The organism is Pseudomonas sp. MF6767 (assembly GCF_016405475.1).
GTDB classification, from domain to species: Bacteria; Pseudomonadota; Gammaproteobacteria; order Pseudomonadales; family Pseudomonadaceae; genus Aquipseudomonas; species Aquipseudomonas paracarnis.
Window position 1 is genome coordinate 177,066 of sequence record NZ_JAEKCY010000007.1, and the last position, 25,570, is coordinate 202,635.

Here is a 25,570-nt window from a genome sequence, read left to right on the forward strand (position 1 = left end):
GCCTGAACGATGAATCAGAATGCTGAATATCGCGCGGTCAACGACGCGGTGCGTGGGCAATTCTTCCGCCGAACCTGGGCGATGATCACACCCTATTGGCGCAGTGAAGAGAAGGGCAGGGCCTGGCTGCTGCTGGCCGCAGTGATTGGCCTGTCGCTTTTCAGCGTGGCGATCTCCGTGTGGATCAACCACTGGTACAAAGACTTCTACAACGCCCTGGAGAAGAAAGACACCGCGGCCTTCTGGCAACTGATCGGCTATTTCGGCGGGATTGCGGCGGTGGCGATACTCGGCGCGGTGTACCGCCTTTACCTGACCCAGATGCTGACAATCCGCTGGCGCGCCTGGCTCACCGAAAAACACTTCAGCCGTTGGCTGGCCCACAAGAATTATTACCAGCTGGAGCAGGGCGGCTACACCGATAACCCGGACCAGCGGATTTCCGAAGACCTTAACAACTTCACCTCCGGTACCTTGAGCCTGGGCCTTGGGTTGCTGCGTAACGTGGTCAGCCTGGTGTCATTCTCGATCATCCTGTGGGGCGTCTCGGGTAGCATCGAAGTGTTCGGCGTCACCATCCCCGGTTACATGTTCTGGTGTGCACTGCTGTACGCCGCTGTGGGAAGTTGGCTGACGCACTTGATCGGCCGGCGCTTGATCGGCCTGAGCAACCAACAGCAACGCTTCGAAGCGGACCTGCGTTTTTCCATGGTGCGGGTGCGTGAGAATGCCGAAAGTATTGCCCTGTACAACGGCGAGCCGAATGAAAGGCAACGCCTGAGTTCGCGCTTCGGCAAGGTCTGGCAGAACTTCTGGGACATCATGAAAGTGTCAAAGCGCCTGACCTTTTTCACCGCTGGCTACAGCCAGATCGCGATCATCTTCCCCTTTATCGTCGCCGCGCCGCGCTACTTCACCGGCAAGATCGAGCTGGGCGAGCTGATGCAAATCAACTCGGCGTTCGGCAACGTGCAAGAGAACTTCAGCTGGTTTATCAACGCCTATTCGGAGCTGGCGACATGGCGCGCCACCAGCGACCGTCTGCTGAGTTTCCAGCAGGCCATGAGCGACAACGAGCAACGCACGCCGGCGATCGACGTGCGCCCTGAAGGCGAGCGCCTGGTGATCAAGGACCTGGGCATGGACCTGGCCGACGGCCGCCATTTGCTCACCGACGCCGACATGACCGTGGAGCCTGGTCAGCGCGTCATGCTCAGCGGGCGTTCCGGCAGCGGCAAGAGCACTTTGCTGCGGGCGATGGGGCATCTGTGGCCCGCCGGTCATGGCAGCATTCGCTTGCCGGCGACGCGCTACCTGTTCCTGCCGCAAAAGCCTTACCTGCCGATTGGTACGCTCAAGGCCGTGTTGAGTTATCCACAGGACGACAGCGTCTATTCACCAGAACGTTATGCACAGGTGCTGGAAACCTGTCGCCTGCCCCATTTGGTCAGCCGCCTGGATGAAGCCAACCACTGGCAACGCATGCTCTCGCCCGGCGAGCAACAGCGCCTGGCCTTTGCCCGCGCGTTGTTGTTTGCACCGCGATGGCTGTACATGGATGAGGCAACCTCGGCCATGGATGAAGAAGACGAGGCAACCCTGTACCAAGCGTTGATTGATGAGTTGCCGGAGTTGAGCATCGTCAGCGTCGGCCACCGCAGCAGCCTCAAGCGTTTCCATGGGCGGCATGTGCGCATCGACGGTGGGCGGTTGCAGGAACAACAACTCACTTGAGTGCCTGCTCGCTCAATGTGGGAGCCGGGCTTGCCCGCGATGGCGGAGTGCCTGAGGCAGGTGTGTCAACGGGCACACCGCTATCGCAGGCAAGCCAGCTCCCACAGGGGCATGGTGTTGTCTGATGGTTCAGGCACCCAACAAAAAGCCCGGCTGATCATCGATCAGCCGGGCTTTTTGTTGCTCGAAGATGACTTACTTCTTCAAGCCGTAATGCTCATCCAACATGCCTGGAGCGTTCGGCGTCTTTGGCGCGTAGTCCCGTGGTGGCTCCTGGTTTTCCCGAGGCGGGGTCAGGCGTTCCCGTGGGGTTTGCGGTGCATCGGAATGCAGCGCGGCCAGCAGGCGCTGGCGGGTGATGTCGTCGAGGGCCAGGCGGTTAGCGCCATCGGCGAGGTGATCCTGTACTTCCTGGTAGCTCTGGGTGAGCTTCTTGACCAGGGTCGCGGTGCTGTTGAAGTGGGTAACAACCTCGTTCTGATAACTGTCAAAACGTTCCTGAATGTCATCCAGCTGACGCTGCGTGCGGTTAGGCGCGGCATTCGGCAGCAGGCGGGCAACCAGGAAACCAATGGCGACACCGGCAACCAGGGCAAGAGTCGGCAACAACCAAACTAAGAGCGAGTGTTCCACGAGTCCTTCCTCTATAAACGGCTTTGCTTTACGTTAACGGCTCAAACCTGCGCTGTATACCGCGATTAAGCTCGCAATGATGCCATGCACAGACTTTAGCTAGACGAGTCGACCCCTTGAGAGGTCACGGAGTTCATCCTTGCTCATGCGTGAAACCCCCGTTTTGATCGATGGCCCGGTAGGCCAATTGGAAGCCTTGTACCTGGATCACCCCGAACCACGTGGCCTGGCGCTGGTTTGCCACCCTAACCCGGTGCAGGGGGGGACCATGCTCAATAAGGTCGTCTCGACCCTGCAACGCACTGCCCGCGATGCGGGTTTGATTACTTTGCGCTTCAATTACCGTGGCGTGGGTGCCAGTGCCGGTACTCACGATATGGCCAGCGGTGAGGTGGACGATGCTGAAGCGGCCGCCGCCTGGCTGCGGGAAAAGCACCCGGACCTGCCAATCACCTTGCTCGGTTTTTCTTTCGGTGGGTATGTGGCCGCCAGCCTCGGCGGCCGCCTGGAAGCCAAAGGTGAAAAGCTCGCACACCTGTTCATGATCGCCGCTGCGGTGATGCGCCTGCGCGATACCGACGCGTTACCGCTGGGCTGCCCGTTGACCCTGATCCAACCGGAAAGCGACGAAGTGGTTGACCCGCAGCTGGTCTACGACTGGTCCGCCGCCCTCAAACGCCCCCATGAGTTGCTGAAAGTGGCAGAATGCGGACACTTTTTTCACGGCAAGCTGACCGATCTCAAGGATCTGGTGCTGCCACGCCTTTCGAATTGATGACAAGCGATCACCCATGACGACCCGTACCCGTATCCTCACCGGCATCACCACCACCGGCACGCCGCACCTGGGCAACTACGCCGGTGCGATTCGCCCGGCGATCCTCGCCAGCGAAGACGCGAATGCCGATTCCTTCTACTTCCTGGCCGACTACCACGCCCTGATCAAATGCGATGACCCGCAGCGCATCCAGCGCTCGCGTATGGAAATCGCCGCGACCTGGCTGGCCGGTGGCCTGGATGTGAACCGGGTGACCTTCTACCGCCAGTCGGACATCCCGGAAATCCCCGAGCTGACCTGGCTGTTGACCTGCGTTGCCGCCAAGGGCCTGCTCAACCGCGCCCATGCCTACAAGGCCTCGGTGGACAAGAACGTGGAAAACGGTGAAGACCCGGATGCGGGCATCAGCATGGGCCTGTACAGCTACCCGGTGCTGATGGCAGCGGACATCCTGATGTTCAATGCGCACAAGGTGCCGGTGGGCCGCGACCAGATCCAGCACGTGGAAATGGCCCGCGACATCGGCCAGCGCTTCAACCACCTGTTCGGCAACGGTAAAGAATTCTTCACCATGCCCGAGGCGCTGATCGAAGAAAGCGTGGCCACCTTGCCAGGCCTGGATGGTCGCAAGATGTCCAAGAGCTACGACAACACCATCCCGTTGTTCACCAGCGCCAAGGACATGAAGGACGCGATCTCGCGGATCGTCACCGACTCCCGCGCGCCAGGCGAAGCCAAGGATCCGGACAATTCGCACCTGTTCACCCTGTACCAGGCGTTCGCGACCAAGGCCCAGGAAGCCCAATTCCGTGGTGAGCTGCTAGAAGGCCTGGGCTGGGGCGAGGCCAAGAACCGTCTGTTCCAACTGCTCGACGGCCAGCTCGGCGAAGCGCGCGAGCGTTACCATCAACTGATGGCGCGCCCATCGGACATGGAGGACCTGCTGCAGGTCGGCGCCAAGAAGGCCCGCGCTGTGGCGGCACCGTTCCTGGCCGAGCTGCGTGAAGCGGTGGGCCTGCGTTCGTTCGTCAACCAGGCGGCGGCGGCGGTCGCCACCAAGAAAAAAGCAGCGAAGGCTGCACGGTTTGTGAGCTTCCGTGAAGACGATGGCAGCTTCCGCTTCCGCCTGTTGGCGCCTAACGGTGAACAGCTTCTGGTTTCGCGCAAATTTTCTGATGGTAAGTTGGCAGGCGCTGCAACTAAAGATCTTCAGTCGGGTAAGGCACTGGATATTCGCGAAGAAGGAACCACCTTCAGCGTCTGGCTGGAAGGCTACTGCATCGCAGATGGGCCTTTCTTCGAAGAGATTTCATCTCGCGATGCCGCCATCGCCGCTTTGCGCGCTGCGTTAACCCCAATCGAGGATTAACCCGACCAAGGGTTGATTGCCATTATCCAGGGCCGTCGTTACAGTGTCGGCCCGTTTTTGTTGCCTTGCTAACGAAATTATGACGCCCCTAGAACGATATCAAGCTGATCTGAAACGCCCCGAGTTCTTCCACGACGCGGCCCAGGAAAATGCCGTGCGTCATTTGCAGCGCCTGTACGAGGACCTCGTGGCCGCGTCGCAAAGCAAGCCCGGGATGTTCAGCAAGCTGTTTGGCAAGAAAGACCACACGCCGGTCAAGGGCCTGTATTTCTGGGGCGGCGTGGGCCGTGGCAAGACTTACCTGGTAGACACCTTCTTTGAAGCGCTGCCGTTCAAGGAAAAGGTGCGTACGCACTTCCACCGCTTCATGAAGCGCGTGCACGAAGAGATGAAGACCCTGCCGGGCGAGAAAAACCCGCTGACCATCATCGCCAAGCGTTTCTCCCAAGAGGCCCGGGTGATCTGCTTCGATGAATTCTTCGTCTCCGACATCACCGACGCCATGATCCTTGGCACGCTGATGGAAGAACTGTTCAAGAACGGTGTGACCCTGGTGGCCACGTCGAACATCGTGCCCGATGGCCTGTACAAGGATGGCCTGCAACGTGCGCGCTTCCTGCCGGCCATTGCGCTGATCAAGCAGAACACCGATATCGTCAACGTCGACAGCGGCGTCGACTACCGCTTGCGTCATCTGGAGCAAGCCGAGCTGTTCCACTTCCCGCTCAACGAAGCGGCGCACGAAAGCCTGAAGAAAAGCTTCCGTGCGCTGACGCCGGAATGCACGCAAGCGGTGGAAAACGACAAGCTGATGATCGAGAACCGCGAAATCATCGCGCTGCGCACCTGCGATGACGTGGCCTGGTTCGAGTTCCGCCAACTGTGCGATGGGCCACGCAGCCAGAACGATTACATCGAGCTGGGCAAGATCTTCCACGCCGTGATCTTGAGTGGTGTGGAACAGATGGGCGTGACCACCGACGATATCGCCCGACGGTTCATCAACATGGTCGATGAGTTCTACGACCGTAACGTCAAGCTGATCATCTCGGCGGAAGTCGAACTCAAGGATCTCTATACCGGCGGCCGCTTGAATTTCGAATTCCAGCGCACCTTGAGTCGCCTGCTGGAAATGCAGTCCCACGAGTTCCTGTCGCGCGGCCACAAGCCTTAATCAATCTCCGGCTCAATGGAGATCTAATGTGGGAGCCGGGCTTGCCCGCGATGGGGGTGTATCAGCCAACTATAGGCTGGCTGATACACCCCCATCGCAGGCAAGCCTGCTCCCCACAATGGTTTGTGTTGGCCTGGAGTCAGGCGGCCTGCTGAAATTGCTGGCGATACTGGTTGGGCGACAACTCCGTGTGCTGCCTGAACAACCGCGCAAAGAAACTCGCATCGTCGTAACCCACCTCGTAGCTGATGGTCTTGATGCTCTTGCGGCTGCCCGAGAGCAGGCCCTTGGCGGTCTCGATGCGCAGGCGTTGCAGGTAATGCAGCGGCTTGTCACCGGTCGCGGTCTGGAAGCGGCGCATGAAGTTGCGGATGCTCATGCCGTGTTCCCGGGCGACGTCTTCAAAGCGGAATTTGTCGGCAAAGTGCTCTTCAAGCCAATGCTGGATCTGCAGGATGATCACGTCCTGATGCAGCTTTTGCCCGCCAAACCCGATCCGCCCCGGTGAATAGTTGCGCTGCACCTCATAGAGAATGTCGCGGGCCACCGCCTGGGCGATGTTGGCGCCGCAGAAGCGTTCGATCAGGTAGATATAAAGGTCGCAGGCCGACGTGGTGCCACCGGCGCAATACAGGTTATCGGCATCCGTGAGGTGCTTGTCCTGATTGAGCTGCACCTTGGGGAAACGCTCGCTGAAGGCATTGAAGAAGCGCCAGTAGGTGGTCGCCTCCTTGCCATCGAGCAGCCCGGCTTCGGCCAGCCAGAACACCCCGGTGGCCTCGCCGCAGAGTACGGCGCCGCGGGCGTGCTGTTCGCGCAGCCACGGCAGCACTTGCGGGTAGCGCGAGCACAGGGCATCGAAGTCGTCCCAGAAAGCTGGCAGCACAATGATGTCGGCGTCTTCGAGGCCGCCGTCCACCGGCATGATCACATCGCTGAAGCTGCGCACGGACTGGCCGTCGGGGCTGACCAGGCGCGTTTCGAACCCTGGGGTCAGGCCCAGGCCTTGCTGTTTGCCATGGCGCAGGCTGGCGAGATGGAAGAAATCCTTGGCTTGCATGAGGGTTGAAGCGAATACCCGATCAATGGCCAAAATGCTGACGCGCCGCAACGGCGTGGAGATTTGGTTAGACATAATTTCATTTATTCTTATAGGGGAAAGTGGTCACCAGACGGCTGGATCGTCTTATTTTTTGTCGCATGTGTCCAGTGTCCCGTGACGCCTTCGGGGCATAGGCTCTGTGGGCTCGTCCTTGTCCGACAATCCACGCAGGTGACCCATGATCCCCAGAACCTTGTTCAGCTCGGAGCACGAACTCTTCCGTGAGAGCGTGCGCACCTTTCTCGAAAAGCACGCCGTGCCCTTCCATGGGCAATGGGAAAAGCAGGGCTATATCGAACGTAACCTGTGGAACCAGGCGGGGGAGGCGGGCATGTTGTGTTCCCACCTGCCAGAGGAATATGGCGGGCTGGGCGCGGATTTTCTCTACAGCGCGGTGGTGATCGAAGAAGTCAGCCGCCTGGGTTTGACCGGCATCGGCTTTTCCCTGCACTCGGATATCGTCGCGCCTTACATCCTGCATTACGGCAGTGAAGCACTGAAGCACAAGTACCTGCCCAAGTTGATCTCCGGGGAGATGGTCACGGCCATTGCCATGACCGAGCCGGGCGCCGGTTCTGACCTGCAAGGGGTCAAGACCAGCGCAGTGCTGGACGGCGATGAGTATGTGATCAACGGCTCCAAGACCTTTATCACCAACGGCTACCTGGCTGATCTGGTGATTGTCGTCGCCAAGACCGACCCCAAGGCGGGCGCCAAGGGCACCAGCCTGTTCCTGGTGGAAGCCGACACGCCGGGCTTCGACAAGGGCAAGCGCCTGGAGAAGGTCGGCATGAAGGCGCAGGACACCTCGGAGCTGTTCTTCCAGGATGTACGCGTGCCCAAGGAAAATCTGCTGGGCCAGGCGGGCATGGGCTTTGCCTACCTGATGCAGGAACTGCCACAAGAACGCCTGACCGTGGCGATTGGCGCGCTGTCTTCAGCCGAAGCGGCGTTGCAATGGACCCTCGAGTACACGCGAGAGCGCAAGGCGTTCGGCAAGGCGATTGCCGATTTCCAGAACACCCGGTTCAAGCTGGCGGAGATGGCGACCGAGATTCAGATTGGCCGCGTGTTTGTCGATCAGTGCATGGCCTTGCATCTGGAAGGCAAGCTGGACGTGCCCACAGCGGCGATGGCCAAGTACTGGGCCACGGACCTGCAATGCAAGGTGCTTGATGAGTGCGTGCAGTTGCATGGCGGCTACGGCTTCATGTGGGAATACCCGATTGCCCGGGCCTGGGCGGATGCGCGGGTGCAGCGCATTTATGCGGGGACCAATGAGATCATGAAAGAGATCATTGCGCGGGCGCTTTGATTGTTAGGTGCTCTTGATTGATCGTTCCCACGCTCCGCGTGGGAACGCCTCATGTGACGCTCCGCGTCACGACTCTGAAAGCGGACGCAGAGCGTCCGAGGCGGCATTCCCACGCGGAGCGTGGGAACGATCAGTGCGGATCAATCAAGGTGCTGGATTCGGATGATCCTTCTGAATCGCCTCAATCCCTTCAAGCACCTCTTTCGACAATTTCAGTTCGGCACTGGCGATGTTGCTGTCCAGTTGTTCCAGTGATGTGGCCCCAATGATATTGCTGGTCACAAACGGCTGCTGTGTCACAAACGCCAGCGCCATCTGCGCCGGGTCCAGGCCATGTTCCCGCGCAAGAGCCACATACCGGCTGCACGCCGCTTCCGATTGCGGGTTGAAGTAGCGGCTGAAGCGGCTGTACTCGGTCAGGCGCGCCTTGGCCGGGCGAGCGCCATTTTCGTACTTGCCACTGAGCATGCCGAACGCCAAAGGCGAATAAGCCAACAAGCCGCACTGTTCACGAATGGCAACCTCCGCCAGGCCCACTTCAAAGCTGCGGTTGAGCAGGTTGTAGGGGTTCTGGATCGACACGGCGCGCGGCCAACCGCGGGCTTCGGCCAGGGCGAGGAATTTCATGGCGCCCCACGGCGTTTCGTTGGACAGGCCAATGTGGCGGATCTTGCCGGCCTTTACCTGTTCATCCAGGGCTTCGAGCGTTTCCTCCAGTGGGGTGAGGTCGTCTTCGTCCTTGTGCTTGTAGCTCAACTGGCCGAAGAAGTTGGTGCTGCGCTCCGGCCAATGCAGTTGGTAGAGGTCGATCCACTCGGTCTGCAGGCGCTTGAGGCTGGCGTCCAGGGCTGCGGCGATGTGCTTGCGGTTGTGGCGCAGGTGGCCATCGCGGATATAGTCGATGGTGTTGCCGGGGCCGGCGATCTTGCTGGCGAGAATCCAGTCGGCGCGGTCGCCACGGCTTTTGAAGTAGTTGCCGATGTAGCGCTCGGTGGTGGCGTAGGTGTCGGCCTTGGGCGGCACCGGGTACATTTCTGCGGTGTCGAGGAAGTTGATCCCCGCGGCCTTGGCCCTTTCGATCTGCGCGAAGGCCTCTGCCTCGCTGTTCTGCTCGCCCCAGGTCATGGTGCCCAACGCGATCGCGCTGACATTCAGATCGGTGCGGCCCAGCTGTCGGTAATCCATCGGGTACTCCTTCGGGGTAAAACAATCATAAAAGCAGGTTGAATTTTTTTTCGCAATCTGCATAATTGCCCACCTCTTTCTGCAGTGGAAGTGATGCGCCGCCTGCCGAAGAATCTTGCCGTTGAACGGACGCGCCGACCCGAGCCCCCGATAGCGTCTGTATCCGGCTGCCTTTGACCTTGTCAAAGTACGCACTATTCAGTAAGATCCGCCGTCTAAATTTACAGGCGGCCCCTGAGGCTATTAAAGAATGACAACTTTTACTGCAAAACCGGAAACAGTTCAGCGCGACTGGTTTGTCGTCGACGCCGCTGGTCAGACCCTGGGTCGTCTGGCCACTGAAGTCGCCAGCCGTCTGCGTGGCAAGCACAAGCCTGAATACACCCCGCACGTTGATACCGGCGACTACATCGTCATCATCAATGCTGAGCAGGTTCGTGTAACCGGCAACAAAGCAAGCGACAAAATGTACTACCGTCACTCCGGTTTCCCAGGCGGTATCAAGTCTTCCAACTTCGAAGGCCTGATTGCCAAGAAGCCTGAAGCCCCGATCGAAATCGCGGTCAAAGGCATGCTGCCTAAGGGCCCACTGGGTCGCGATATGTTTCGCAAGCTGAAAGTCTATGCGGGCGCTGTACACCCTCATGCTGCTCAGCAGCCCCAAGAACTGAAGTTTTAACGGAATAGTTCATTATGTCGGCGACTCAAAATTACGGCACTGGCCGTCGCAAAACCGCAACCGCACGCGTTTTCCTGCGTCCGGGCACTGGTAACATCTCGATCAACAACCGCTCCCTGGACAACTTCTTCGGCCGCGAAACTGCCCGCATGGTAGTTCGTCAGCCGCTGGAATTGACCGAGACCGTTGAAAAGTTCGACATCTACGTCACCGTTATCGGTGGCGGTGTAAGTGGTCAAGCTGGCGCAATCCGCCACGGTATCACTCGCGCTCTGATGCAGTACGACGAAACCCTGCGTGGCGCTCTGCGCAAAGCTGGCTTCGTGACTCGCGATGCTCGTGAAGTTGAACGTAAGAAAGTCGGTCTGCGTAAAGCGCGTAAGCGTCCGCAGTACTCGAAGCGTTAATTCGCTTTACGTTCCACAAAAACGCCCAGCCTCCTCACGGAGCTGGGCGTTTTTTATTGCCTGCGATTTATGCACATTTTTCGCCGTGACAACTTGCCACATCCGTAGACCCCCTATACTACAAGGCCTGGAGACGGAGCCCCGGGCAATTCCCTTGTCATACGTGGGGCTTTTCATTACCATCCGTCAAAATTTTTATAAGTAAAGATTCAACACTTAGTAGACGCCTGATTTAACAGGCCAAAAAGCTGATGGGAGAGGACTGAATGAGCAATGACGGCGTGAATGCAGGCCGGCGTCGCTTCTTGGTAGCAGCCACATCCGTGGTGGGTGCTGCAGGAGCGGTGGGGGCTGCGGTCCCGTTCGTGGGGTCATGGTTTCCCAGTGCCAAGGCGAAAGCCGCAGGTGCACCGGTGAAGGTGAATGTCAGCAAGATCGAGCCAGGCCAGCAGATGATTGCTGAGTGGCGCGGCCAGCCGGTTTTCATTGTTCGTCGTACCGAGGAAATCCTGGGGAATCTGAAGAAGATCGAAGGCCAGCTGTCTGACCCGACATCCGAAAAGTCCGACCAGCCCGCCTACGCCAAGAACGAAGCACGTTCGATCAAGCCAGAGATTCTGCTGCTGGTTGGTCTTTGTACCCATCTGGGTTGCTCACCTACCTTCCGCCCGGAAGTGGCGCCTGTCGACTTGGGTAAAGACTGGGTCGGCGGTTATTTCTGCCCGTGCCACGGTTCCCACTATGACCTCGCCGGCCGCGTCTACAAATCCCAGCCCGCGCCCCTGAACCTGCCGGTTCCTCCTCACAATTACGAATCTGACGACATCATTGTCATTGGCCTCGACAAGGAGAACGCGTGATGAGCAAGTTCATGGATTGGGTGGATGCGCGCTTCCCCGCCACTAAAATGTGGGAAGACCATCTCAGCAAATATTACGCGCCGAAAAACTTCAACTTCTTCTACTTCTTCGGCTCCCTGGCGCTGTTGGTGCTGGTCAACCAGATCGTCACTGGCGTGTGGTTGACGATGAGCTACACGCCGTCGGCGGAAGAGGCGTTTGCCTCTGTCGAATACATCATGCGTGATGTCGAGTACGGCTCGATCCTGCGCCTGTTGCACTCCACCGGTGCGTCGGCGTTCTTTATCGTCGTCTACCTGCACATGTTCCGCGGCCTGCTCTACGGCTCGTACCAGAAGCCCCGTGAGCTGGTGTGGGTCTTCGGCATGTTGATCTATCTGGCACTGATGGCCGAAGCCTTTATGGGCTACCTGCTACCTTGGGGCCAGATGTCGTACTGGGGCGCCCAGGTGATCATCTCGCTGTTCGGCGCAATCCCGGTGATCGGCAACGACCTGACCCAGTGGATTCGTGGTGACTACCTGATCTCCGGCATTACCCTGAACCGCTTCTTCGCCCTGCACGTGGTTGCCTTGCCGATCGTGATCCTGGGCCTGGTGGTCTTGCATATCCTGGCGCTGCACGAAGTGGGTTCCAACAACCCGGATGGCGTGGACATCAAGAAGCACAAGGACGAGAACGGCATCCCGCTGGATGGCATTCCGTTCCACCCGTACTACACCGTAAAAGACATTGTCGGCGTGGTCGTGTTCCTGTTTGTGTTCTGCTCGATCGTGTTCTTTTTCCCGGAGATGGGTGGTTATTTCCTGGAGAAGCCTAACTTCGAACAAGCTAACGCCTTCAAGACACCTGAGCACATTGCCCCGGTCTGGTACTTCACGCCGTTCTACGCGATCTTGCGCGCGATCCCCGACAAACTCATGGGCGTGATCGCCATGGGCGCGGCCATCGCGGTGCTGTTCGTGCTGCCGTGGCTCGATCGTAGCCCGGTCAAGTCAATGCGCTACAAAGGCTGGCTGAGCAAGATCTGGCTGTGGGTGTTCTGCATTTCGTTCGTGATCCTGGGTGTGTTGGGTGTATTGGCGCCCACCCCTGAACGGACCTTGCTGTCGCAGGTCTGCACCTTCCTGTACTTCGCCTACTTCATTCTGATGCCGTTCTATACCCGGCTCGAGAAGACCAAACCGGTTCCGGAAAGGGTGACTGGCTGATGAAAAAATTACTCGTTGCATTCGTGCTTGCGGCACTGCCGCTACTGTCCTTCGCTGCCGAACATGGTGCGCAGCTGGAAAAAGTCGATATCGATGTGTCTGACAAAGCCGCCATGCAGGATGGGCTGCGTACATTCACCAACTACTGCATGGGTTGCCACAGCGCCAAGTTCCAACGGTACGAGCGCGTTGCCGATGACCTGGGCATTCCCCATGAAGTAATGCTCAGCCACGCGGTGTTCACAGGCGCCAAGATCGGCGACCACATGAACATCGGCATGCAACCGGCCGACGCCAAGACCTGGTTCGGCGCCGCACCGCCCGACCTTACCCTGGTGGCCCGTGTACGCGGTACCGACTGGCTCTACGGTTACCTCAAGTCCTTCTACGAAGACCCTGCACGCCCCTATGGCGTGAACAACAAAGTCTTCCCGAACGTCGGCATGCCGAACGTTCTGGTCGGCCTGCAGGGGCGCCAAGTGGTAGGATGCAAGCAGGTTCAGGTCGTTGAAGACGGCAAGAAGCAATATGATCCGTTGACCGGCACGCCGCTGACCCATGAAGCGTGCGATCAACTGACCATCGTGCCCAAGACCGGTACGCTGAACGAAGAGCAGTTCGACGAGAAGGTCAAGAACCTGGTGACCTTCCTGGCCTACTCGGCCAACCCGGTCAAACTGCAGCATCAGCGCATCGGTACCTACGTCTTGCTGTACCTGGCTTTCTTCTTCGTATTCGCTTATTTGCTCAAGCGTGAATACTGGAAGGATGTGCATTGATCCAACCGTAAGCAATTGCTGTTAATCTTGCGCGCCCAGCGGCATCTCTGAACACGTAGCGTCGGTTTGAACCGGACGTTACAGGGATGCTTTCTGGGCGCGCTCGTTTTTGAGCTTTCGATAATTTCAACAAGCGAGGAGGACCGCCATGGGCGTGACCAACCGGTTGGCCTGTTACTCCGACCCCGCCGACCACTATTCCCACCGAGTACGCATCGTGCTCGCAGAGAAGGGTGTCAGCGCCGAGATCATCAGTGTGGAGGCGGGCCGTCAGCCGCCGAAGCTGATCGAAGTGAACCCTTACGGCAGCTTGCCCACCCTGGTCGATCGTGACCTGGCGTTGTGGGAGTCGACCGTGGTGATGGAATACTTGGATGAGCGTTACCCTCATCCGCCTTTGCTGCCGGTGTACCCGGTGGCGCGTGCCAACAGCCGCCTGCTGATCCATCGGATCCAGCGTGACTGGTGCGGGTTGGTGGATGTGATCCTGGATTCGCGTTCCAAAGAAGCCGCTCGTGTGCAGGCGCGCAAGGAATTGCGCGAGAGCCTCACCGGCGTTTCGCCGTTGTTCGCCGATAAACCTTTTTTCCTCAGTGAGGAACAAAGCTTGGTGGATTGCTGCCTATTACCCATACTCTGGCGCTTGCCGATTCTGGGCATTGAACTGCCACGGCCGGCCAAGCCGTTGCTTGATTACATGGAGCGCCAGTTTGCGCGTGAGGCTTTCCAGGCAAGTCTGTCTGGTGCCGAACGTGATATGCGCTAAGGCTTAAGGAGCCGTTGATGAACTCCAGTCGACCTTACCTGGTCCGCGCGCTCTATGAGTGGATTGTGGACAACGATTGCACCCCGCACATGCTGGTCAATTCCGAATTTCCTGCGGTTCAGGTACCCCAGGGTTTTGCCAGTGACGGACAGATTGTGCTGAACGTATCGCCCAGTGCCGTGCGCCACCTGCACATGGACAACGAAGCGGTGAGCTTCGAAGGGCGTTTCGGCGGTGTGCCCCATACGCTGTTCGTGCCCATCGGTGCCATCCTCGGGATCTACGCCCGGGAAAATGGCCAGGGCATGGTGTTCGATCTGGAGTCGCCTTTGGAGGATGACGAAACGATCGAAGGCGAAGACGGTGATGATGTACCGCCACCGGATACCGAGCCGCCGCGCCCTAGCGGTCGGCCAAGCTTGAAAGTGGTGAAGTAGGCGGATTTCGCTTACAGATCCATCTGAAAAATGCCCCGACGTCGGTCGGGGCATTTTTTTTGCGTGAAGGATATGGATGAAAGTCGCGCCAGAACGGTGATCGTACAACCACCATGGGCTATGATGCGGTCTTTAGTTCGTCGAGAAAGATGGTTCATCATGGAAAACGCCAACGCCGCCCCACGTCTTCCCCGCAAGCGCCGCAGCCTTGCCCAGGAATTGGTCACGGTGTTGTCCGAGCAGATCCGCGATGGCCAGCTCAAACGCGGCGACAAGCTGCCGACCGAGTCGGCGATCATGGACGCCCATGGCGTCAGCCGGACGGTGGTGCGTGAAGCCATCTCGCGCCTGCAAGCGGCGGGGCAGGTCGAGACTCGCCACGGTATCGGCACCTTCGTGCTGGACACGCCAAGCCCCAGCGGTTTTCGCATAGACCCGGCCACCGTGGTGACCTTGCGCGATGTGCTGGCGATTCTGGAGCTGCGTATCAGCCTGGAAGTGGAGTCTGCGGGCCTCGCGGCGCTGCGTCGCAGCGAGGAGCAACTGGCGGCCATGCGTGCGGCCCTCGATGCCTTGAATGAGAGTGCGGCCCACGCCGGCGATGCGGTGGCGTCGGACTTTGCCTTCCACCTGGAAATTGCACTGTCTACCGGCAACCGCTACTTCACCGACATCATGACCCACCTGGGCACCAGCATCATTCCGCGTACCCGCCTGAATTCGGCGCGCCTGGCCCATGATGATCAACAGCACTACATGAGCCGCTTGAGCCGCGAACACGAAGAGATCTACGAGGCGATAGCCCGCCAGGATTCGGATGCGGCGCGGGCTGCGATGCGCTTGCATTTGACCAACAGTCGCGAACGACTGCGCCATGCCCATGAAGAGGCAGAGGCGCAGCGGGTCTGATCGTTCCCACGCTCTGCGTGGTAACGCCTCTATGGACGCTCCGCGTCCCGATGCGCGTGAACTTCTCAAGCCCTCGCAGGGTGACGCGGAGCGTCATAGGCTGTATTCCCACGCAGAGCGTGGGAACGATCATGCCAGCCGTTAGTTGACGGGTTGGTTTGGCTTGTAGTCTTTAAGCCGCAAGTACGTACTCCACCCCCACCAATCATTGGTCCAGTGCTTGTCGTTCAAATCGTTGACGTCCTTGCGCCGCAGCACCTTGTCCCCCTCCATCTTGAACAGCGGCGAGAAGTTATTCGCCGGGTTTTGCGCGGCGTTCAGGTCGGGCACATACAGCGGTGCCTTGAACTCAGCCGGGGAGGGCGCGATACCGCTGATGAAGGTTTCGAAGATTTCATCTGCCGAGGCCTGTACCGCCCGTTTGACCTGCACGCGATTGTCGGCGTCGATGCTGTCGAAGTAGAGCTTGTCGCCGTAGGCATGCCACTGAGCGCCCATGGCATTGCGCACCTTGAGCCCGAATTTGCTGTCTTCATCGTGCATGAAGCGGCTGATCAGCGAGCCGAGTTCTCCAGGCGTCACGACCGCTGCCAGTTGTTTGCGCGGTACCCGCAGGTGGCCGGCGGAAAACAGGTCGGTCAAAAAATGATCGGCAAAGCTGTTCATGGCGTAGGCCAATTCCAGGGCCTGGTCGGTGCCGGTCTGATGGGCCACTACTGCCTGTTGCAAGGCTGCCGTATGGCCGGCCAAGTAGGCGGACAGGGCCCATTCACCGAAGTGGTCGGCGTTGTCCGCTGCCAGCTTCAGGTAGCGGCCCAGCGGCACGAGGGCCGAAACAGCACTGCCCCCACCGGTAATACGGTTCCACTCCTCCGACAACGTATCTCCCAAGGCGTCATAGGCTTCATGAGGCTGTTTGCCGTCCTTGATCGCCTGGTTGACGGCGTTGATCTCCTTTTGCATCACCGCCAGGATCTTCTGCGCTTCTTCCCGTGAAGCAGGCAACACGGCAAGAGAATTGAAGGCCGCGGTGAAGCGTTGCACGCGCTCGGCCGGAGAATTGCCCTCGCTGATCGGTTGGCCGGGGATGCCATAGAAGTCGCCGCCCAGGGCGATCACTTGGCCATAGGTCAGCGCAAGCCCGTTGGGCAGGTGCAGTTCGACTTGGCGCGCAGGAATGGCCGGGGCGTCCTTGACGAAGCGAAGCAGGGTGTCATCGCCGATGGCGGTGTGTTCACCGCCTTCGAAGCGCAGGGTAGGTGGTGTTTTTTCGGGTGCTGCGAGTTCAAGACCTGACATGTTAGCTCCTTGCTATGTCGTAGGAATCTTCCGTGATAACTGTATATGCATACAGCTTTCTGAATCATAGGTGAGAAATTTCCTACGTCAAGAGCCGCGTCTTAAGCCTTCGCGGGATTACGCCGGATGAATTGCAGTTGACGAATCTATTTATAGTTGTACGATGACGTACGACATCATCAAAACCAACAACAACCTTTCGTTAGAAAGTCTTCGCCCAGGGTGTTCGAATAATGAATCCACAAGAACTGAAGTCCATCCTCTCCCACGGTCTGCTGTCTTTCCCGGTGACCGATTTCAACGCCCAGGGTGATTTCCACCAGGCGGGTTACATCAAGCGCCTGGAATGGCTGGCCCCTTATGGCGCCAGCGCCTTGTTCGCCGCAGGTGGCACAGGTGAGTTTTTCTCTCTGGCGGCCAGCGAATATTCCCAAGTAGTGAAAACCGCCGTGGATACCTGTGCGTCCAGCGTGCCGATCCTGGCCGGTGTAGGCGGTGCCACCCGCCAGGCCATCGAGTATGCCCAAGAGGCCGAACGCCTCGGCGCCAAAGGTCTGTTGCTGCTGCCGCACTACCTCACCGAAGCCAGCCAGGACGGGGTTGCCGCCCACGTTGAAGCCGTGTGCAAGTCGGTCAAGATCGGCGTGGTGGTGTACAACCGCAATGTCTGCCGCCTGACCGCACCGCTGCTGGAGCGCCTGGCCGAGCGCTGCCCGAACCTGATCGGCTACAAGGATGGCCTGGGTGATATCGAGCTGATGGTGTCGATCCGCCGTCGCCTGGGCGACCGTTTCAGCTACCTCGGTGGCTTGCCGACCGCAGAGGTTTACGCCGCGGCCTACAAGGCCCTAGGCGTGCCGGTGTACTCCTCGGCGGTGTTCAACTTCATCCCCAAGACGGCGATGGATTTCTACCACGCCATTGCCCGCGAAGATCACGCCACCGTTGGCAAGATCATTGACGACTTCTTCCTGCCATACCTGGATATCCGTAACCGCAAGGCCGGTTACGCGGTGAGCATCGTCAAGGCCGGTGCGAAAATCGTCGGTTATGACGCAGGCCCGGTGCGCACGCCACTGACCGACCTGCTGCCGGAAGAGTACGAAGCCCTCGCCGCGCTGATCGACAAGCAAGGCGCGCAATAAATTATCCACAAGGCCGCTGAGCAATCAGCGGCCTTTTGCGTCAGGAGAAGATTCGTGTCCCAGGCAAAGCGTTTTGAGAACTACATCAATGGCGAATGGGTAACCGGCGCCGACTACTGCACCAACATCAACCCGTCGGATGTGTCCGACGCCATTGGCGAATACGCCAAAGCCGACGTGGCCCAAGTCAACGCGGCCATCGACGCTGCCCGCGCCGCGTTCCCGGCGTGGTCCACCTCCGGTATCCAGGCGCGTCACGATGCGCTGGATAAAGTCGGCAGCGAGATCCTCGCCCGTCGTGAAGAACTCGGCACCCTGCTGGCCCGGGAAGAGGGCAAGACCCTGCCCGAAGCCATTGGCGAGGTGACCCGCGCCGGCAATATCTTCAAATTCTTCGCCGGTGAATGCTTGCGCCTGTCGGGCGATTACGTGCCGTCGGTGCGCCCGGGCGTCAACGTTGAAGTGACCCGCGAAGCCCTCGGTGTGGTGGGTCTGATCACCCCGTGGAACTTCCCGATCGCCATCCCCGCGTGGAAAATCGCCCCGGCCCTGGCCTACGGCAACTGCGTGGTGATCAAGCCTGCCGAGCTGGTGCCGGGCTGCGCCTGGGCCTTGGCCGAAATCATCTCCCGCGCCGGTTTCCCCGCCGGTGTGTTCAACCTGGTGATGGGCAGTGGCCGTGTGGTCGGCGACGTGTTGGTCAACAGCCCGAAAGTCGATGGCATCAGTTTCACCGGGTCGGTGGGCGTTGGGCGTCAGATCGCGGTCAGTTGTGTATCGCGCCAGGCCAAGGTGCAGTTGGAGATGGGTGGCAAGAACCCGCAAATCATTCTCGACGATGCCGACCTCAAGCAGGCTGTCGAGCTGTCGGTACAGAGTGCGTTCTACTCTACCGGCCAGCGTTGCACGGCCTCGAGCCGCTTGATTGTCACCGCGGGGATCCACGACCAGTTTGTCGCCGCCATGGCCGAGCGCATGAAGTCGATCAAGGTGGGCCACGCTTTGAATAGCGGCACCGACATTGGCCCGGTGGTATCCCAGGCCCAGTTGGATCAGGACCTGAAATACATCGACATCGGCCAGAGCGAAGGTGCCCGGCTGGTGAGTGGGGGCGGCCTGGTGACCTGCGACACCGAAGGCTATTACCTGGCGCCCACACTGTTTGCCGACAGTGAAGCGGGCATGCGCATCAGCCGTGAAGAGATCTTCGGCCCGGTGGCCAACGTGGTGCGCGTGGCGGACTACGAGGCGGCGCTGGCCATGGCCAATGACACCGAGTTCGGCTTGTCGGCCGGTATTGCCACCACCTCGCTCAAATATGCCAACCACTTCAAGCGCCACTCCCAGGCCGGGATGGTGATGGTCAACCTGCCGACGGCAGGGGTGGATTACCACGTTCCATTTGGTGGCCGTAAGGGTTCATCCTACGGTTCGCGTGAGCAGGGTCGCTATGCGCAAGAGTTCTACACCGTGGTGAAAACCAGCTACATCGGTTCGTAACACGCAGCACCCTCTCTGTAGGAGCGAGCTTGCTCGCGAAAAACTCAAATTCACCGCGTGCATCCTGAATGCCCGCGTAATCGTTGAAGTTCTTCGCGAGCAAGCTCGCTCCTACAGGGAGGCGCAACCAGGCAATACAAAATCATTACCCGCAAAAAAAATAATTAGTGGGAGTACTTCTACATGCAAGCGACCAAGCCGACCCACGTCCGCTATTTGATCCTGCTCATGCTGTTCCTGGTGACCACGATCAACTACGCCGACCGGGCCACCATCGCTATCGCCGGCTCCAGCCTGCAAAAAGACCTCGGTATCGACGCGGTCACCCTCGGTTATATCTTCTCTGCATTCGGTTGGGCCTACGTGGCCGGACAAATTCCCGGTGGCTGGCTGCTCGACCGTTTCGGCTCGAAAAAAGTCTATGCCCTGAGCATTTTCACTTGGTCGCTGTTCACCGTGCTGCAAGGCTATGTCGGTGAGTTTGGCGTCTCCACTGCGGTGGTCGCGCTGTTCATGCTGCGCTTCATGGTGGGCTTGGCCGAGGCGCCCTCGTTTCCGGGAAATGCCCGTATTGTTGCGGCGTGGTTTCCTACGGCTGAACGCGGCACTGCGTCGGCGATCTTCAACTCGGCCCAGTACTTCGCCACGGTGTTGTTCGCGCCGTTGATGGGCTGGATCGTCTATCGCTTCGGCTGGCAGCACGTGTTTATCGTGATGGGCGTGATCGGCATTGTTTTCTCGCTGATCTGGCTGAAAGTTATCCACAGCCCGCGCCAGCATCCGATGATCAACGAAGCCGAGTTCAATCACATCGCCGCCAATGGCGCGATGGTCGATATGGATCAGGACAAGGGCAAGGGTAAGAAAACCGACGGGCCGAAGTGGGATTACATCCGCCAGCTCCTGACCAACCGCATGATGCTCGGCGTCTACCTGGGCCAGTACTGCATCAACGGCATCACCTACTTCTTCCTGACCTGGTTTCCGGTGTACCTGGTGCAGGAGCGTGGCATGACCATCCTCAAGGCCGGCTTCATTGCCTCGTTACCGGCGATCTGCGGCTTTATCGGCGGAGTGCTCGGCGGGGTGATTTCCGACTACCTGCTGCGCAAAGGCCATTCGCTGACCTTCGCACGCAAGGCGCCGATCATCGGTGGCCTGCTGATTTCCAGCAGCATCGTGGCGTGCAATTACGTAGACATCGAATGGATGGTGGTGGGCTTCATGGCCTTGGCCTTCTTCGGCAAAGGCGTGGGCGCATTGGGTTGGGCGGTGGTATCCGACACCTCACCGAAACAAATCGCCGGCCTCAGTGGCGGCTTGTTCAACACCTTCGGTAACCTGGCCTCGATCACCACGCCGATTGTGATTGGCTACATCATCAGCACCACCGGCTCGTTCAAATGGGCGCTGGTCTTCGTGGGCGCCAACGCGCTGGTGGCGGTGTTCAGTTACTTGGTGATTGTCGGCCCGATCAAGCGCGTGGTGCTCAAGGAGCCGCCTACCCAGGGCCCAGAGTTGACCAACCTTTCTCAAGCGCATTCCTGAGGTTCGTGTGATGCAGTTGATTGAACATGCCGACTCGCCGCGCTCGATCCGTTTGCACGAGCGCGACAATGTGGTGATCGTGGTGAACGATCAAGGGGTACCCGCCGGTACCGAGTTTCCCGACGGCCTGGTCACCGTGGATTTCATCCCGCAGAGCCACAAGGTGACGCTGGAAGACATCCCCGAGGGCGGCCAGATTATTCGCTACGGCCAGACCATCGGTTATGCCCTGGCGCCGATTCCGCGTGGCAGTTGGGTGCAGGAGGACCAGTTGCGCATGCCCACCGCACCGCCGCTGGACAGCTTGCCGCTGTCCACCGAGGTGCCTGAAACCCAGACGCCCCTGGAGGGGTTTACCTTCGAGGGCTATCGCAATGCGGACGGCACCGTGGGCACGCGCAACATCCTCGGCATTACCACCACCGTGCAATGCGTTACCGGCGTGCTGGACCATGCGGTCAAGCGCATCAAGGACGAGTTGCTGCCCCAGTACCCGCATGTCGATGACGTGGTGGCGCTGACCCACAGCTACGGCTGCGGCGTGGCGATTACGGCGACGGATGCCTACATCCCCATCCGCACCGTGCGCAACCTGGCGCGCAACCCCAACCTGGGCGGCGAAGCCTTGGTGATCAGCCTGGGCTGTGAAAAGCTCCAGGCCGGCCAGGTGATGCACGACAACGACAGCTCCGTGGACCTGAGCGAGCCGTGGCTGTATCGCTTGCAGGATTCCAGCCATGGCTTTACCGAAATGATCGAGCAGATCATGGCCCTGGCCGACGTGCGCTTGAAGAAACTCAACCAGCGTCGCCGCGAAACCGTGCCGGCCTCCGAGTTGATCCTGGGCATGCAGTGCGGCGGCAGCGATGCGTTCTCCGGCATCACCGCCAACCCGGCGCTGGGGTATGCCTCGGACCTGTTACTGCGCGCCGGCGCGACGGTGATGTTTTCCGAAGTGACTGAAGTGCGCGATGCGATTTACCTGCTGACCTCACGCGCGAAGAACCCGGACGTTGCCCGCGAGCTGGTCCGGGAAATGGACTGGTATGACCGTTACCTGGCCAAGGGTGAGGCAGACCGCAGCGCCAATACCACGCCGGGTAACAAGAAGGGCGGGCTGTCGAATATTGTCGAGAAGTCGTTGGGTTCCATCGTCAAATCCGGCAGCAGTGCCATCAGCGGCGTACTTGGCCCTGGCGAGCGCTTCAAGGAAAAGGGCCTGATCTTCTGCGCCACACCGGCCAGTGATTTTGTCTGCGGCACCTTGCAACTGGCAGCGGGGATGAACCTGCACGTGTTCACCACCGGGCGCGGCACGCCGTATGGGCTGGCGATGGCGCCGGTGGTGAAGGTCTCCACCCGCACCGAGCTTGCCCAGCGTTGGCCGGACCTGATCGATATCGACGCCGGGCGCATTGCGACGGGGCGTGCGAGTATCGAGGAGCTGGGTTGGGAGCTATTCCACTTCTATCTGGATGTGGCCAGCGGCAAGAAGCAGACCTGGGCAGAGCGGCATAAGCTGCATAACGACATCACGCTGTTCAACCCGGCGCCGATTACCTGAGACCAGGCGCTAACCCTGTAGGAGCGAGCTTGCTCGCGAAAGACGCCAACGATAACGCGTGTTAACTGAATGAACGCGGCGCCTGGGAGTTTCTCGCGAGCAAGCTCGCTCCTACGACGGCAAGCCAGCTCCCACATTTGAATGGCGTTGCCCACACGAACCCGCTCGTACTGGCTTATCATTAGCCAACTAACGACGCCCACCAAGGTTCTCCCCGGCATGCTGGCAATCTTCCTCACCACCCTCACCATCACCGCGCCGGTGTTTGCCATGCTGTTCCTGGGCGTGTTTCTAAAGCGCATCAATTGGATCAACGACAACTTTATCCACACCGCATCGTCCCTGGTGTTCAACGTGGCCATGCCGGCGCTGCTGTTCCTTGGCATTCTGCATGCCGACCTGCACTCGGCGCTCAAGCCGGGCCTGCTCATCTACTTCTGCGTCGCCACCCTGGTGAGCTTTGCCGTGGCCTGGGGTTGGGCGATCTTTCGCTGCAAGCGCGAAGACCGAGGCATCTACGCCCAAGGCGCGTTTCGTGGCAATAACGGGGTCATCGGCCTGGCACTGGCGGCCAGTATGTACGGCGATTACGGCATATCCCTGGGCGCGATCCTCGCCGCGCTGGTGATCCTCTTTTACAACACGCTGTCGACCATTGTGCTGGCGGTCTATAGCCCGGTGATCAAGTCCGACCCGTGGAGCATCTTCAAAAGCGTATTGGCCAACCCGCTGATTATCAGCGTGATCGTCGCTACGCCGTTCGCGTACTTCCAGATCGGCGTGCCCGGTTGGCTTGAGAAATCCTTGCAGTACCTGTCCGATACCACGCTGCCGCTGGCGCTGATTTGCATCGGTGGCACCTTGTCCATGGCCGCGCTGCGCAAGAGCGGCAACATGGCGTTGAGCGCGAGCCTGATGAAGATGATCTGGCTACCGGTGATCGCCACCCTGGGCGCGTGGTTGCTGGGGTTCCGAGGGCCGGAGTTGGGGATTCTGTTTCTGTATTTCGGCGCGCCGACCGCCGCCGCAAGCTTTGTGATGGCCCGGGCGGCGCAGGGTAATCATGAGCTGGCGGCCGCGATTATCGTGATCACCACGCTGATGGCGGCGGTGACCACGAATATCGGGATTTTTGTGTTGCAGGCGGGGGGGTGGATCTGAAATCGGCGGGCAGCTTGAGGCCCCATCGCAGCGATGCGGCGACCCGACAAGCCAGCTCCCACATGTGGACGTGTGAATACCCTCAAGTGTGGGGGCTGGCTTGCCTGCGATAGCTACAGGACAGTCACTGCTGATCGGCCTGATACGCCTCAATCACTTCCTGCGCCGCCCGAAACGCATCAATCGCCGCCGGCACCCCTGCATACACCGCGCAATGCAGCAGCGCTTCGCGGATCTCCTCCACCGTACAGCCATTATTCAGCGCACCGCGCACATGGCCCTTGAGTTCCTGCGGGCACTTGAGGGCGGTGAGGGCGGCGAGGGTGATCAGGCTGCGGGTCTTGAGCGGTAACCCTTCGCGGTTCCAGACGCTGCCCCACGCGTGCTCATTGACGAAGTCCTGCAGCGGTTGGGTGAACGCCGTGGCATTACCCAAGGCGCGGTCGACGAACGCATCGCCCATGACCTGGCGACGTACTTCAACCCCGGGTTTTTTCTGTTCGGTCATTGCGATTCCCTCTTGTGTTGGCGGTGCCAGGCGCGCAGTGAGGTGAACAACAGCAGAGCCCCTAACGCTGGCAGGACGTAATACAGCATCAATTGTTCAAGCTTGTTGGCCAGCGGCATGCCAGTGGTGAAGGCCATGACATGCAGCCCGTACGCCAGGTACAGCCCCAGCAGCACCAGCCCTTCGATACGTGTTACCCGATAGCCGGTATAGAACACCGGCAGGCACAGGATGATGGCGCCGAGCATCACCGGTAAATCGAAGTCCAGGGCGTTGGGCGAGACCGACAGCGGCGTCGGCGCCACCAGTGCGGTAAAGCCCAGCACGCCGAGCAGGTTGAACAGGTTGCTGCCGATCACGTTGCCCACGGCGATCTCCCGTTCGCCACGCAACGCGGCGATCAGCGATGTGGCAAGGCACGGCAGCGAGGTGCCGACGCCGATCAACGTGAGGCCGATGACGCGCTCCGACAATCCGAGATCGCCCGCTACATCCACCGCTGCGCCGAGCAACAAATGCCCGGCCAGCACCAGCACCAGCAAACCGCCGAGCATCAGCAGCACACTGCTCAGCCATGGCGCCTTCGCCACGGTGTCCAGAGTGCGCGGGCGGCGGGAATGACGCGTCTGGTAATGCAATACGCCAAGGTAGGCCACCAGCGCCACCAGCAGCACGGCGCCATCGAAGGGCGTCAGCATTTCGTTAGCCGCCAGGATAAATACCAGCAGGCCGGCGACGATCATCACCGGGATATCTACGCGCACCAGTTGCCGCGAGACCCGCAACGGAATGATCAGTGCGGACAGGCCCAGGGTCACGAGGATATTGAAGATACTACTGCCGATGACACTGCCCACGGCGATATCCGTGTTGCCGGCCAGCGTGGCCTGAAGGCTGACGGTCATCTGCGGCGCACTGCTGCCGAAGGCGACGATGCTCAAGCCGATGATCAGTGGCCGCACCTTGAGGCTCGCCGCCAGGCGTACCGCGGCGCGTACCAGGATTTCAGCGCCGATGATCAGCAAGATCAGGCCACCCACCAGTTCGAGCAGGCTCCAGGGTGAGAGGGCGTTCAATCCGAAAATGCTCAAGGCTGCCTCGATCAGTTGTTCAGGGCTTGCACGCGTACCCGTGCGGTACCGCTGCGCAGCATGCGCAGTTGCTCGGCAGCCTTGCGTGAAAGGTCGATCAGGCGGCCACGGGTATGCGGGCCGCGATCATTGATACGCACCACGACAGAACGGTTGTTGTCGAGGTTGGTCACCTTGACCTGCGTGCCGAAGGGCAGGCGCCGATGGGCGGCGGTCAAGGCGTTCTGGTTGAAAGGTTCACCGCTGGCGGTTTTCTTGCCATGGTGCTTGGCGCCGTAATAGGACGCGGTGCCGGTTTCGTCGTAGCCGTTGGGGTCGATGAGGCCGCTGGCGCAACCGGCCAGCAGGGAGGACAGGGCCAGGAGGCCGAGTAGACGCTTCATTTCAAGATGTCCCCGTTGGATCGTTCCCACGCT

General features: G+C 59.7%; 25 protein-coding genes. 18 read left to right on the forward strand and 7 right to left on the reverse strand.

Annotated features, from left to right (window positions below; translation table 11 throughout):
• Positions 1-9: 9 nt before the first annotated feature.
• Entirely contained in the window at positions 10-1,734 is a 1,725-nt protein-coding gene (locus JFT58_RS14035) for an ABC transporter ATP-binding protein/permease (protein ID WP_054897034.1), read from the forward strand.
• A 195-nt stretch (positions 1,735-1,929) separates the two neighbouring features.
• On the opposite strand, the gene JFT58_RS14040 is transcribed toward JFT58_RS14035, so the two are convergent.
• On the reverse strand, positions 1,930-2,367 hold the full coding sequence (locus JFT58_RS14040; protein WP_003171734.1) for a YhcB family protein: 438 nt from the start codon (positions 2,365-2,367) through the stop codon (positions 1,930-1,932).
• Between the two features lie 145 nt (positions 2,368-2,512).
• Here JFT58_RS14040 and JFT58_RS14045 point away from each other — a divergent pair, with 145 nt between their 5' ends.
• The 3 genes from JFT58_RS14045 (at position 2,513) to zapE (ending at position 5,688) form a co-directional block, all read left to right on the forward strand.
• Positions 2,513-3,142 (forward strand): alpha/beta hydrolase, encoded by a 630-nt coding sequence (locus tag JFT58_RS14045; protein WP_054897033.1) that lies wholly within the window; start codon positions 2,513-2,515, stop codon positions 3,140-3,142.
• Positions 3,143-3,158: 16 nt separating this feature from the next.
• The gene (locus tag JFT58_RS14050; protein ID WP_054897032.1) at positions 3,159-4,514 is read left to right on the forward strand and encodes a tryptophan--tRNA ligase; all 1,356 of its coding nucleotides are present in this window, start codon (positions 3,159-3,161) and stop codon (positions 4,512-4,514) included.
• A gap of 79 nt (positions 4,515-4,593) precedes the next feature.
• Complete coding sequence (gene zapE / locus JFT58_RS14055) at positions 4,594-5,688, forward strand: cell division protein ZapE (protein WP_003188500.1); 1,095 nt, start codon at positions 4,594-4,596, stop codon at positions 5,686-5,688.
• Between the two features lie 139 nt (positions 5,689-5,827).
• Here zapE and JFT58_RS14060 read toward each other — a convergent pair whose 3' ends face one another.
• Entirely contained in the window at positions 5,828-6,748 is a 921-nt protein-coding gene (locus tag JFT58_RS14060; RefSeq protein WP_169918830.1) for a GlxA family transcriptional regulator, read from the reverse strand.
• Positions 6,749-6,968: 220 nt separating this feature from the next.
• On the opposite strand from JFT58_RS14060, the gene JFT58_RS14065 reads away from it, so the two are divergent.
• Positions 6,969-8,105, forward strand: coding sequence for an acyl-CoA dehydrogenase family protein (locus JFT58_RS14065; RefSeq protein WP_054897031.1), 1,137 nt, complete (start codon positions 6,969-6,971; stop codon positions 8,103-8,105).
• Between the two features lie 144 nt (positions 8,106-8,249).
• Here JFT58_RS14065 and JFT58_RS14070 read toward each other — a convergent pair whose 3' ends face one another.
• On the reverse strand, positions 8,250-9,290 hold the full coding sequence (locus JFT58_RS14070) for an NADP(H)-dependent aldo-keto reductase (RefSeq protein WP_054919333.1): 1,041 nt from the start codon (positions 9,288-9,290) through the stop codon (positions 8,250-8,252).
• Positions 9,291-9,540: 250 nt separating this feature from the next.
• On the opposite strand from JFT58_RS14070, the gene rplM reads away from it, so the two are divergent.
• From rplM to JFT58_RS14110, 8 genes are all read left to right on the forward strand, one after another.
• A complete protein-coding gene (rplM, locus tag JFT58_RS14075) occupies positions 9,541-9,969 on the forward strand; it encodes a 50S ribosomal protein L13 (RefSeq protein WP_003188508.1) in 429 nt (142 codons plus the stop codon).
• A gap of 14 nt (positions 9,970-9,983) precedes the next feature.
• The gene (gene rpsI, locus JFT58_RS14080; protein ID WP_002555064.1) at positions 9,984-10,376 is read left to right on the forward strand and encodes a 30S ribosomal protein S9; all 393 of its coding nucleotides are present in this window, start codon (positions 9,984-9,986) and stop codon (positions 10,374-10,376) included.
• Between the two features lie 266 nt (positions 10,377-10,642).
• The gene (gene petA, locus JFT58_RS14085; protein ID WP_003188524.1) at positions 10,643-11,236 is read left to right on the forward strand and encodes a ubiquinol-cytochrome c reductase iron-sulfur subunit; all 594 of its coding nucleotides are present in this window, start codon (positions 10,643-10,645) and stop codon (positions 11,234-11,236) included.
• Positions 11,236-12,447, forward strand: coding sequence for a cytochrome b (locus tag JFT58_RS14090; RefSeq protein ID WP_003188526.1), 1,212 nt, complete (start codon positions 11,236-11,238; stop codon positions 12,445-12,447). The genes petA and JFT58_RS14090 overlap by 1 nt, the downstream gene beginning before the upstream one ends.
• Positions 12,447-13,226: a cytochrome c1 gene (locus tag JFT58_RS14095; protein WP_014716911.1), complete on the forward strand. Its 780-nt coding sequence runs from the start codon at positions 12,447-12,449 to the stop codon at positions 13,224-13,226. The genes JFT58_RS14090 and JFT58_RS14095 overlap by 1 nt, the downstream gene beginning before the upstream one ends.
• A gap of 148 nt (positions 13,227-13,374) precedes the next feature.
• Complete coding sequence (locus JFT58_RS14100; protein ID WP_003188529.1) at positions 13,375-13,992, forward strand: glutathione S-transferase N-terminal domain-containing protein; 618 nt, start codon at positions 13,375-13,377, stop codon at positions 13,990-13,992.
• A gap of 17 nt (positions 13,993-14,009) precedes the next feature.
• Positions 14,010-14,429 carry a ClpXP protease specificity-enhancing factor gene (locus JFT58_RS14105; RefSeq protein ID WP_014716912.1) on the forward strand — a complete coding sequence of 140 codons (420 nt, stop codon included), beginning with the start codon at positions 14,010-14,012 and terminating at the stop codon, positions 14,427-14,429.
• Between the two features lie 159 nt (positions 14,430-14,588).
• Positions 14,589-15,338 carry a FadR/GntR family transcriptional regulator gene (locus JFT58_RS14110; protein WP_054897029.1) on the forward strand — a complete coding sequence of 250 codons (750 nt, stop codon included), beginning with the start codon at positions 14,589-14,591 and terminating at the stop codon, positions 15,336-15,338.
• A 141-nt stretch (positions 15,339-15,479) separates the two neighbouring features.
• Here JFT58_RS14110 and JFT58_RS14115 read toward each other — a convergent pair whose 3' ends face one another.
• Complete coding sequence (locus tag JFT58_RS14115; protein WP_054897028.1) at positions 15,480-16,637, reverse strand: hypothetical protein; 1,158 nt, start codon at positions 16,635-16,637, stop codon at positions 15,480-15,482.
• A gap of 233 nt (positions 16,638-16,870) precedes the next feature.
• Here JFT58_RS14115 and kdgD point away from each other — a divergent pair, with 233 nt between their 5' ends.
• The 5 genes from kdgD to JFT58_RS14140 all read left to right on the forward strand — a co-directional run bounded on the left by kdgD (position 16,871) and on the right by JFT58_RS14140 (position 23,555).
• Positions 16,871-17,782, forward strand: coding sequence for a 5-dehydro-4-deoxyglucarate dehydratase (gene kdgD / locus JFT58_RS14120; protein WP_003188537.1), 912 nt, complete (start codon positions 16,871-16,873; stop codon positions 17,780-17,782).
• Between the two features lie 54 nt (positions 17,783-17,836).
• Positions 17,837-19,282, forward strand: coding sequence for an aldehyde dehydrogenase family protein (locus JFT58_RS14125; protein WP_054897027.1), 1,446 nt, complete (start codon positions 17,837-17,839; stop codon positions 19,280-19,282).
• Positions 19,283-19,465: 183 nt separating this feature from the next.
• Complete coding sequence (locus JFT58_RS14130; RefSeq protein WP_003188541.1) at positions 19,466-20,830, forward strand: MFS transporter; 1,365 nt, start codon at positions 19,466-19,468, stop codon at positions 20,828-20,830.
• 10 nt (positions 20,831-20,840) lie between these two features.
• Entirely contained in the window at positions 20,841-22,394 is a 1,554-nt protein-coding gene (garD, locus tag JFT58_RS14135) for a galactarate dehydratase (RefSeq protein WP_054897026.1), read from the forward strand.
• 219 nt (positions 22,395-22,613) lie between these two features.
• Positions 22,614-23,555 carry an AEC family transporter gene (locus JFT58_RS14140; protein WP_034126295.1) on the forward strand — a complete coding sequence of 314 codons (942 nt, stop codon included), beginning with the start codon at positions 22,614-22,616 and terminating at the stop codon, positions 23,553-23,555.
• A 124-nt stretch (positions 23,556-23,679) separates the two neighbouring features.
• On the opposite strand, the gene JFT58_RS14145 is transcribed toward JFT58_RS14140, so the two are convergent.
• Genes JFT58_RS14145 through JFT58_RS14155 form a run of 3 tightly spaced genes read right to left on the reverse strand, consistent with a single transcriptional unit; the run spans position 23,680 to position 25,537 of the window.
• Positions 23,680-24,063 (reverse strand): carboxymuconolactone decarboxylase family protein, encoded by a 384-nt coding sequence (locus JFT58_RS14145; protein WP_034126296.1) that lies wholly within the window; start codon positions 24,061-24,063, stop codon positions 23,680-23,682.
• The gene (locus JFT58_RS14150; RefSeq protein ID WP_054897025.1) at positions 24,060-25,139 is read right to left on the reverse strand and encodes a calcium/sodium antiporter; all 1,080 of its coding nucleotides are present in this window, start codon (positions 25,137-25,139) and stop codon (positions 24,060-24,062) included. The genes JFT58_RS14145 and JFT58_RS14150 overlap by 4 nt, the downstream gene beginning before the upstream one ends.
• A gap of 26 nt (positions 25,140-25,165) precedes the next feature.
• A complete protein-coding gene (locus JFT58_RS14155; RefSeq protein WP_054897024.1) occupies positions 25,166-25,537 on the reverse strand; it encodes a septal ring lytic transglycosylase RlpA family protein in 372 nt (123 codons plus the stop codon).
• Between the last annotated feature and the right edge of the window lie 33 nt (positions 25,538-25,570).

Coding starts and splice junctions, on each gene's coding strand:
- JFT58_RS14035 (WP_054897034.1), top strand. CDS start 10: ATGAATCAGAATGCTGAATATCGCGCGGTCAACGACGCGGTGCGTGGG.
- JFT58_RS14045 (WP_054897033.1), top strand. CDS start 2,513: ATGCGTGAAACCCCCGTTTTGATCGATGGCCCGGTAGGCCAATTGGAA.
- JFT58_RS14050 (WP_054897032.1), top strand. CDS start 3,159: ATGACGACCCGTACCCGTATCCTCACCGGCATCACCACCACCGGCACG.
- zapE (WP_003188500.1), top strand. CDS start 4,594: ATGACGCCCCTAGAACGATATCAAGCTGATCTGAAACGCCCCGAGTTC.
- JFT58_RS14060 (WP_169918830.1), bottom strand. CDS start 6,748: ATGCAAGCCAAGGATTTCTTCCATCTCGCCAGCCTGCGCCATGGCAAA.
- JFT58_RS14065 (WP_054897031.1), top strand. CDS start 6,969: ATGATCCCCAGAACCTTGTTCAGCTCGGAGCACGAACTCTTCCGTGAG.
- JFT58_RS14070 (WP_054919333.1), bottom strand. CDS start 9,290: ATGGATTACCGACAGCTGGGCCGCACCGATCTGAATGTCAGCGCGATC.
- rplM (WP_003188508.1), top strand. CDS start 9,541: ATGACAACTTTTACTGCAAAACCGGAAACAGTTCAGCGCGACTGGTTT.
- rpsI (WP_002555064.1), top strand. CDS start 9,984: ATGTCGGCGACTCAAAATTACGGCACTGGCCGTCGCAAAACCGCAACC.
- petA (WP_003188524.1), top strand. CDS start 10,643: ATGAGCAATGACGGCGTGAATGCAGGCCGGCGTCGCTTCTTGGTAGCA.
- JFT58_RS14090 (WP_003188526.1), top strand. CDS start 11,236: ATGAGCAAGTTCATGGATTGGGTGGATGCGCGCTTCCCCGCCACTAAA.
- JFT58_RS14095 (WP_014716911.1), top strand. CDS start 12,447: ATGAAAAAATTACTCGTTGCATTCGTGCTTGCGGCACTGCCGCTACTG.
- JFT58_RS14100 (WP_003188529.1), top strand. CDS start 13,375: ATGGGCGTGACCAACCGGTTGGCCTGTTACTCCGACCCCGCCGACCAC.
- JFT58_RS14105 (WP_014716912.1), top strand. CDS start 14,010: ATGAACTCCAGTCGACCTTACCTGGTCCGCGCGCTCTATGAGTGGATT.
- JFT58_RS14110 (WP_054897029.1), top strand. CDS start 14,589: ATGGAAAACGCCAACGCCGCCCCACGTCTTCCCCGCAAGCGCCGCAGC.
- JFT58_RS14115 (WP_054897028.1), bottom strand. CDS start 16,637: ATGTCAGGTCTTGAACTCGCAGCACCCGAAAAAACACCACCTACCCTG.
- kdgD (WP_003188537.1), top strand. CDS start 16,871: ATGAATCCACAAGAACTGAAGTCCATCCTCTCCCACGGTCTGCTGTCT.
- JFT58_RS14130 (WP_003188541.1), top strand. CDS start 19,466: ATGCAAGCGACCAAGCCGACCCACGTCCGCTATTTGATCCTGCTCATG.
- garD (WP_054897026.1), top strand. CDS start 20,841: ATGCAGTTGATTGAACATGCCGACTCGCCGCGCTCGATCCGTTTGCAC.
- JFT58_RS14140 (WP_034126295.1), top strand. CDS start 22,614: ATGCTGGCAATCTTCCTCACCACCCTCACCATCACCGCGCCGGTGTTT.
- JFT58_RS14145 (WP_034126296.1), bottom strand. CDS start 24,063: ATGACCGAACAGAAAAAACCCGGGGTTGAAGTACGTCGCCAGGTCATG.
- JFT58_RS14155 (WP_054897024.1), bottom strand. CDS start 25,537: ATGAAGCGTCTACTCGGCCTCCTGGCCCTGTCCTCCCTGCTGGCCGGT.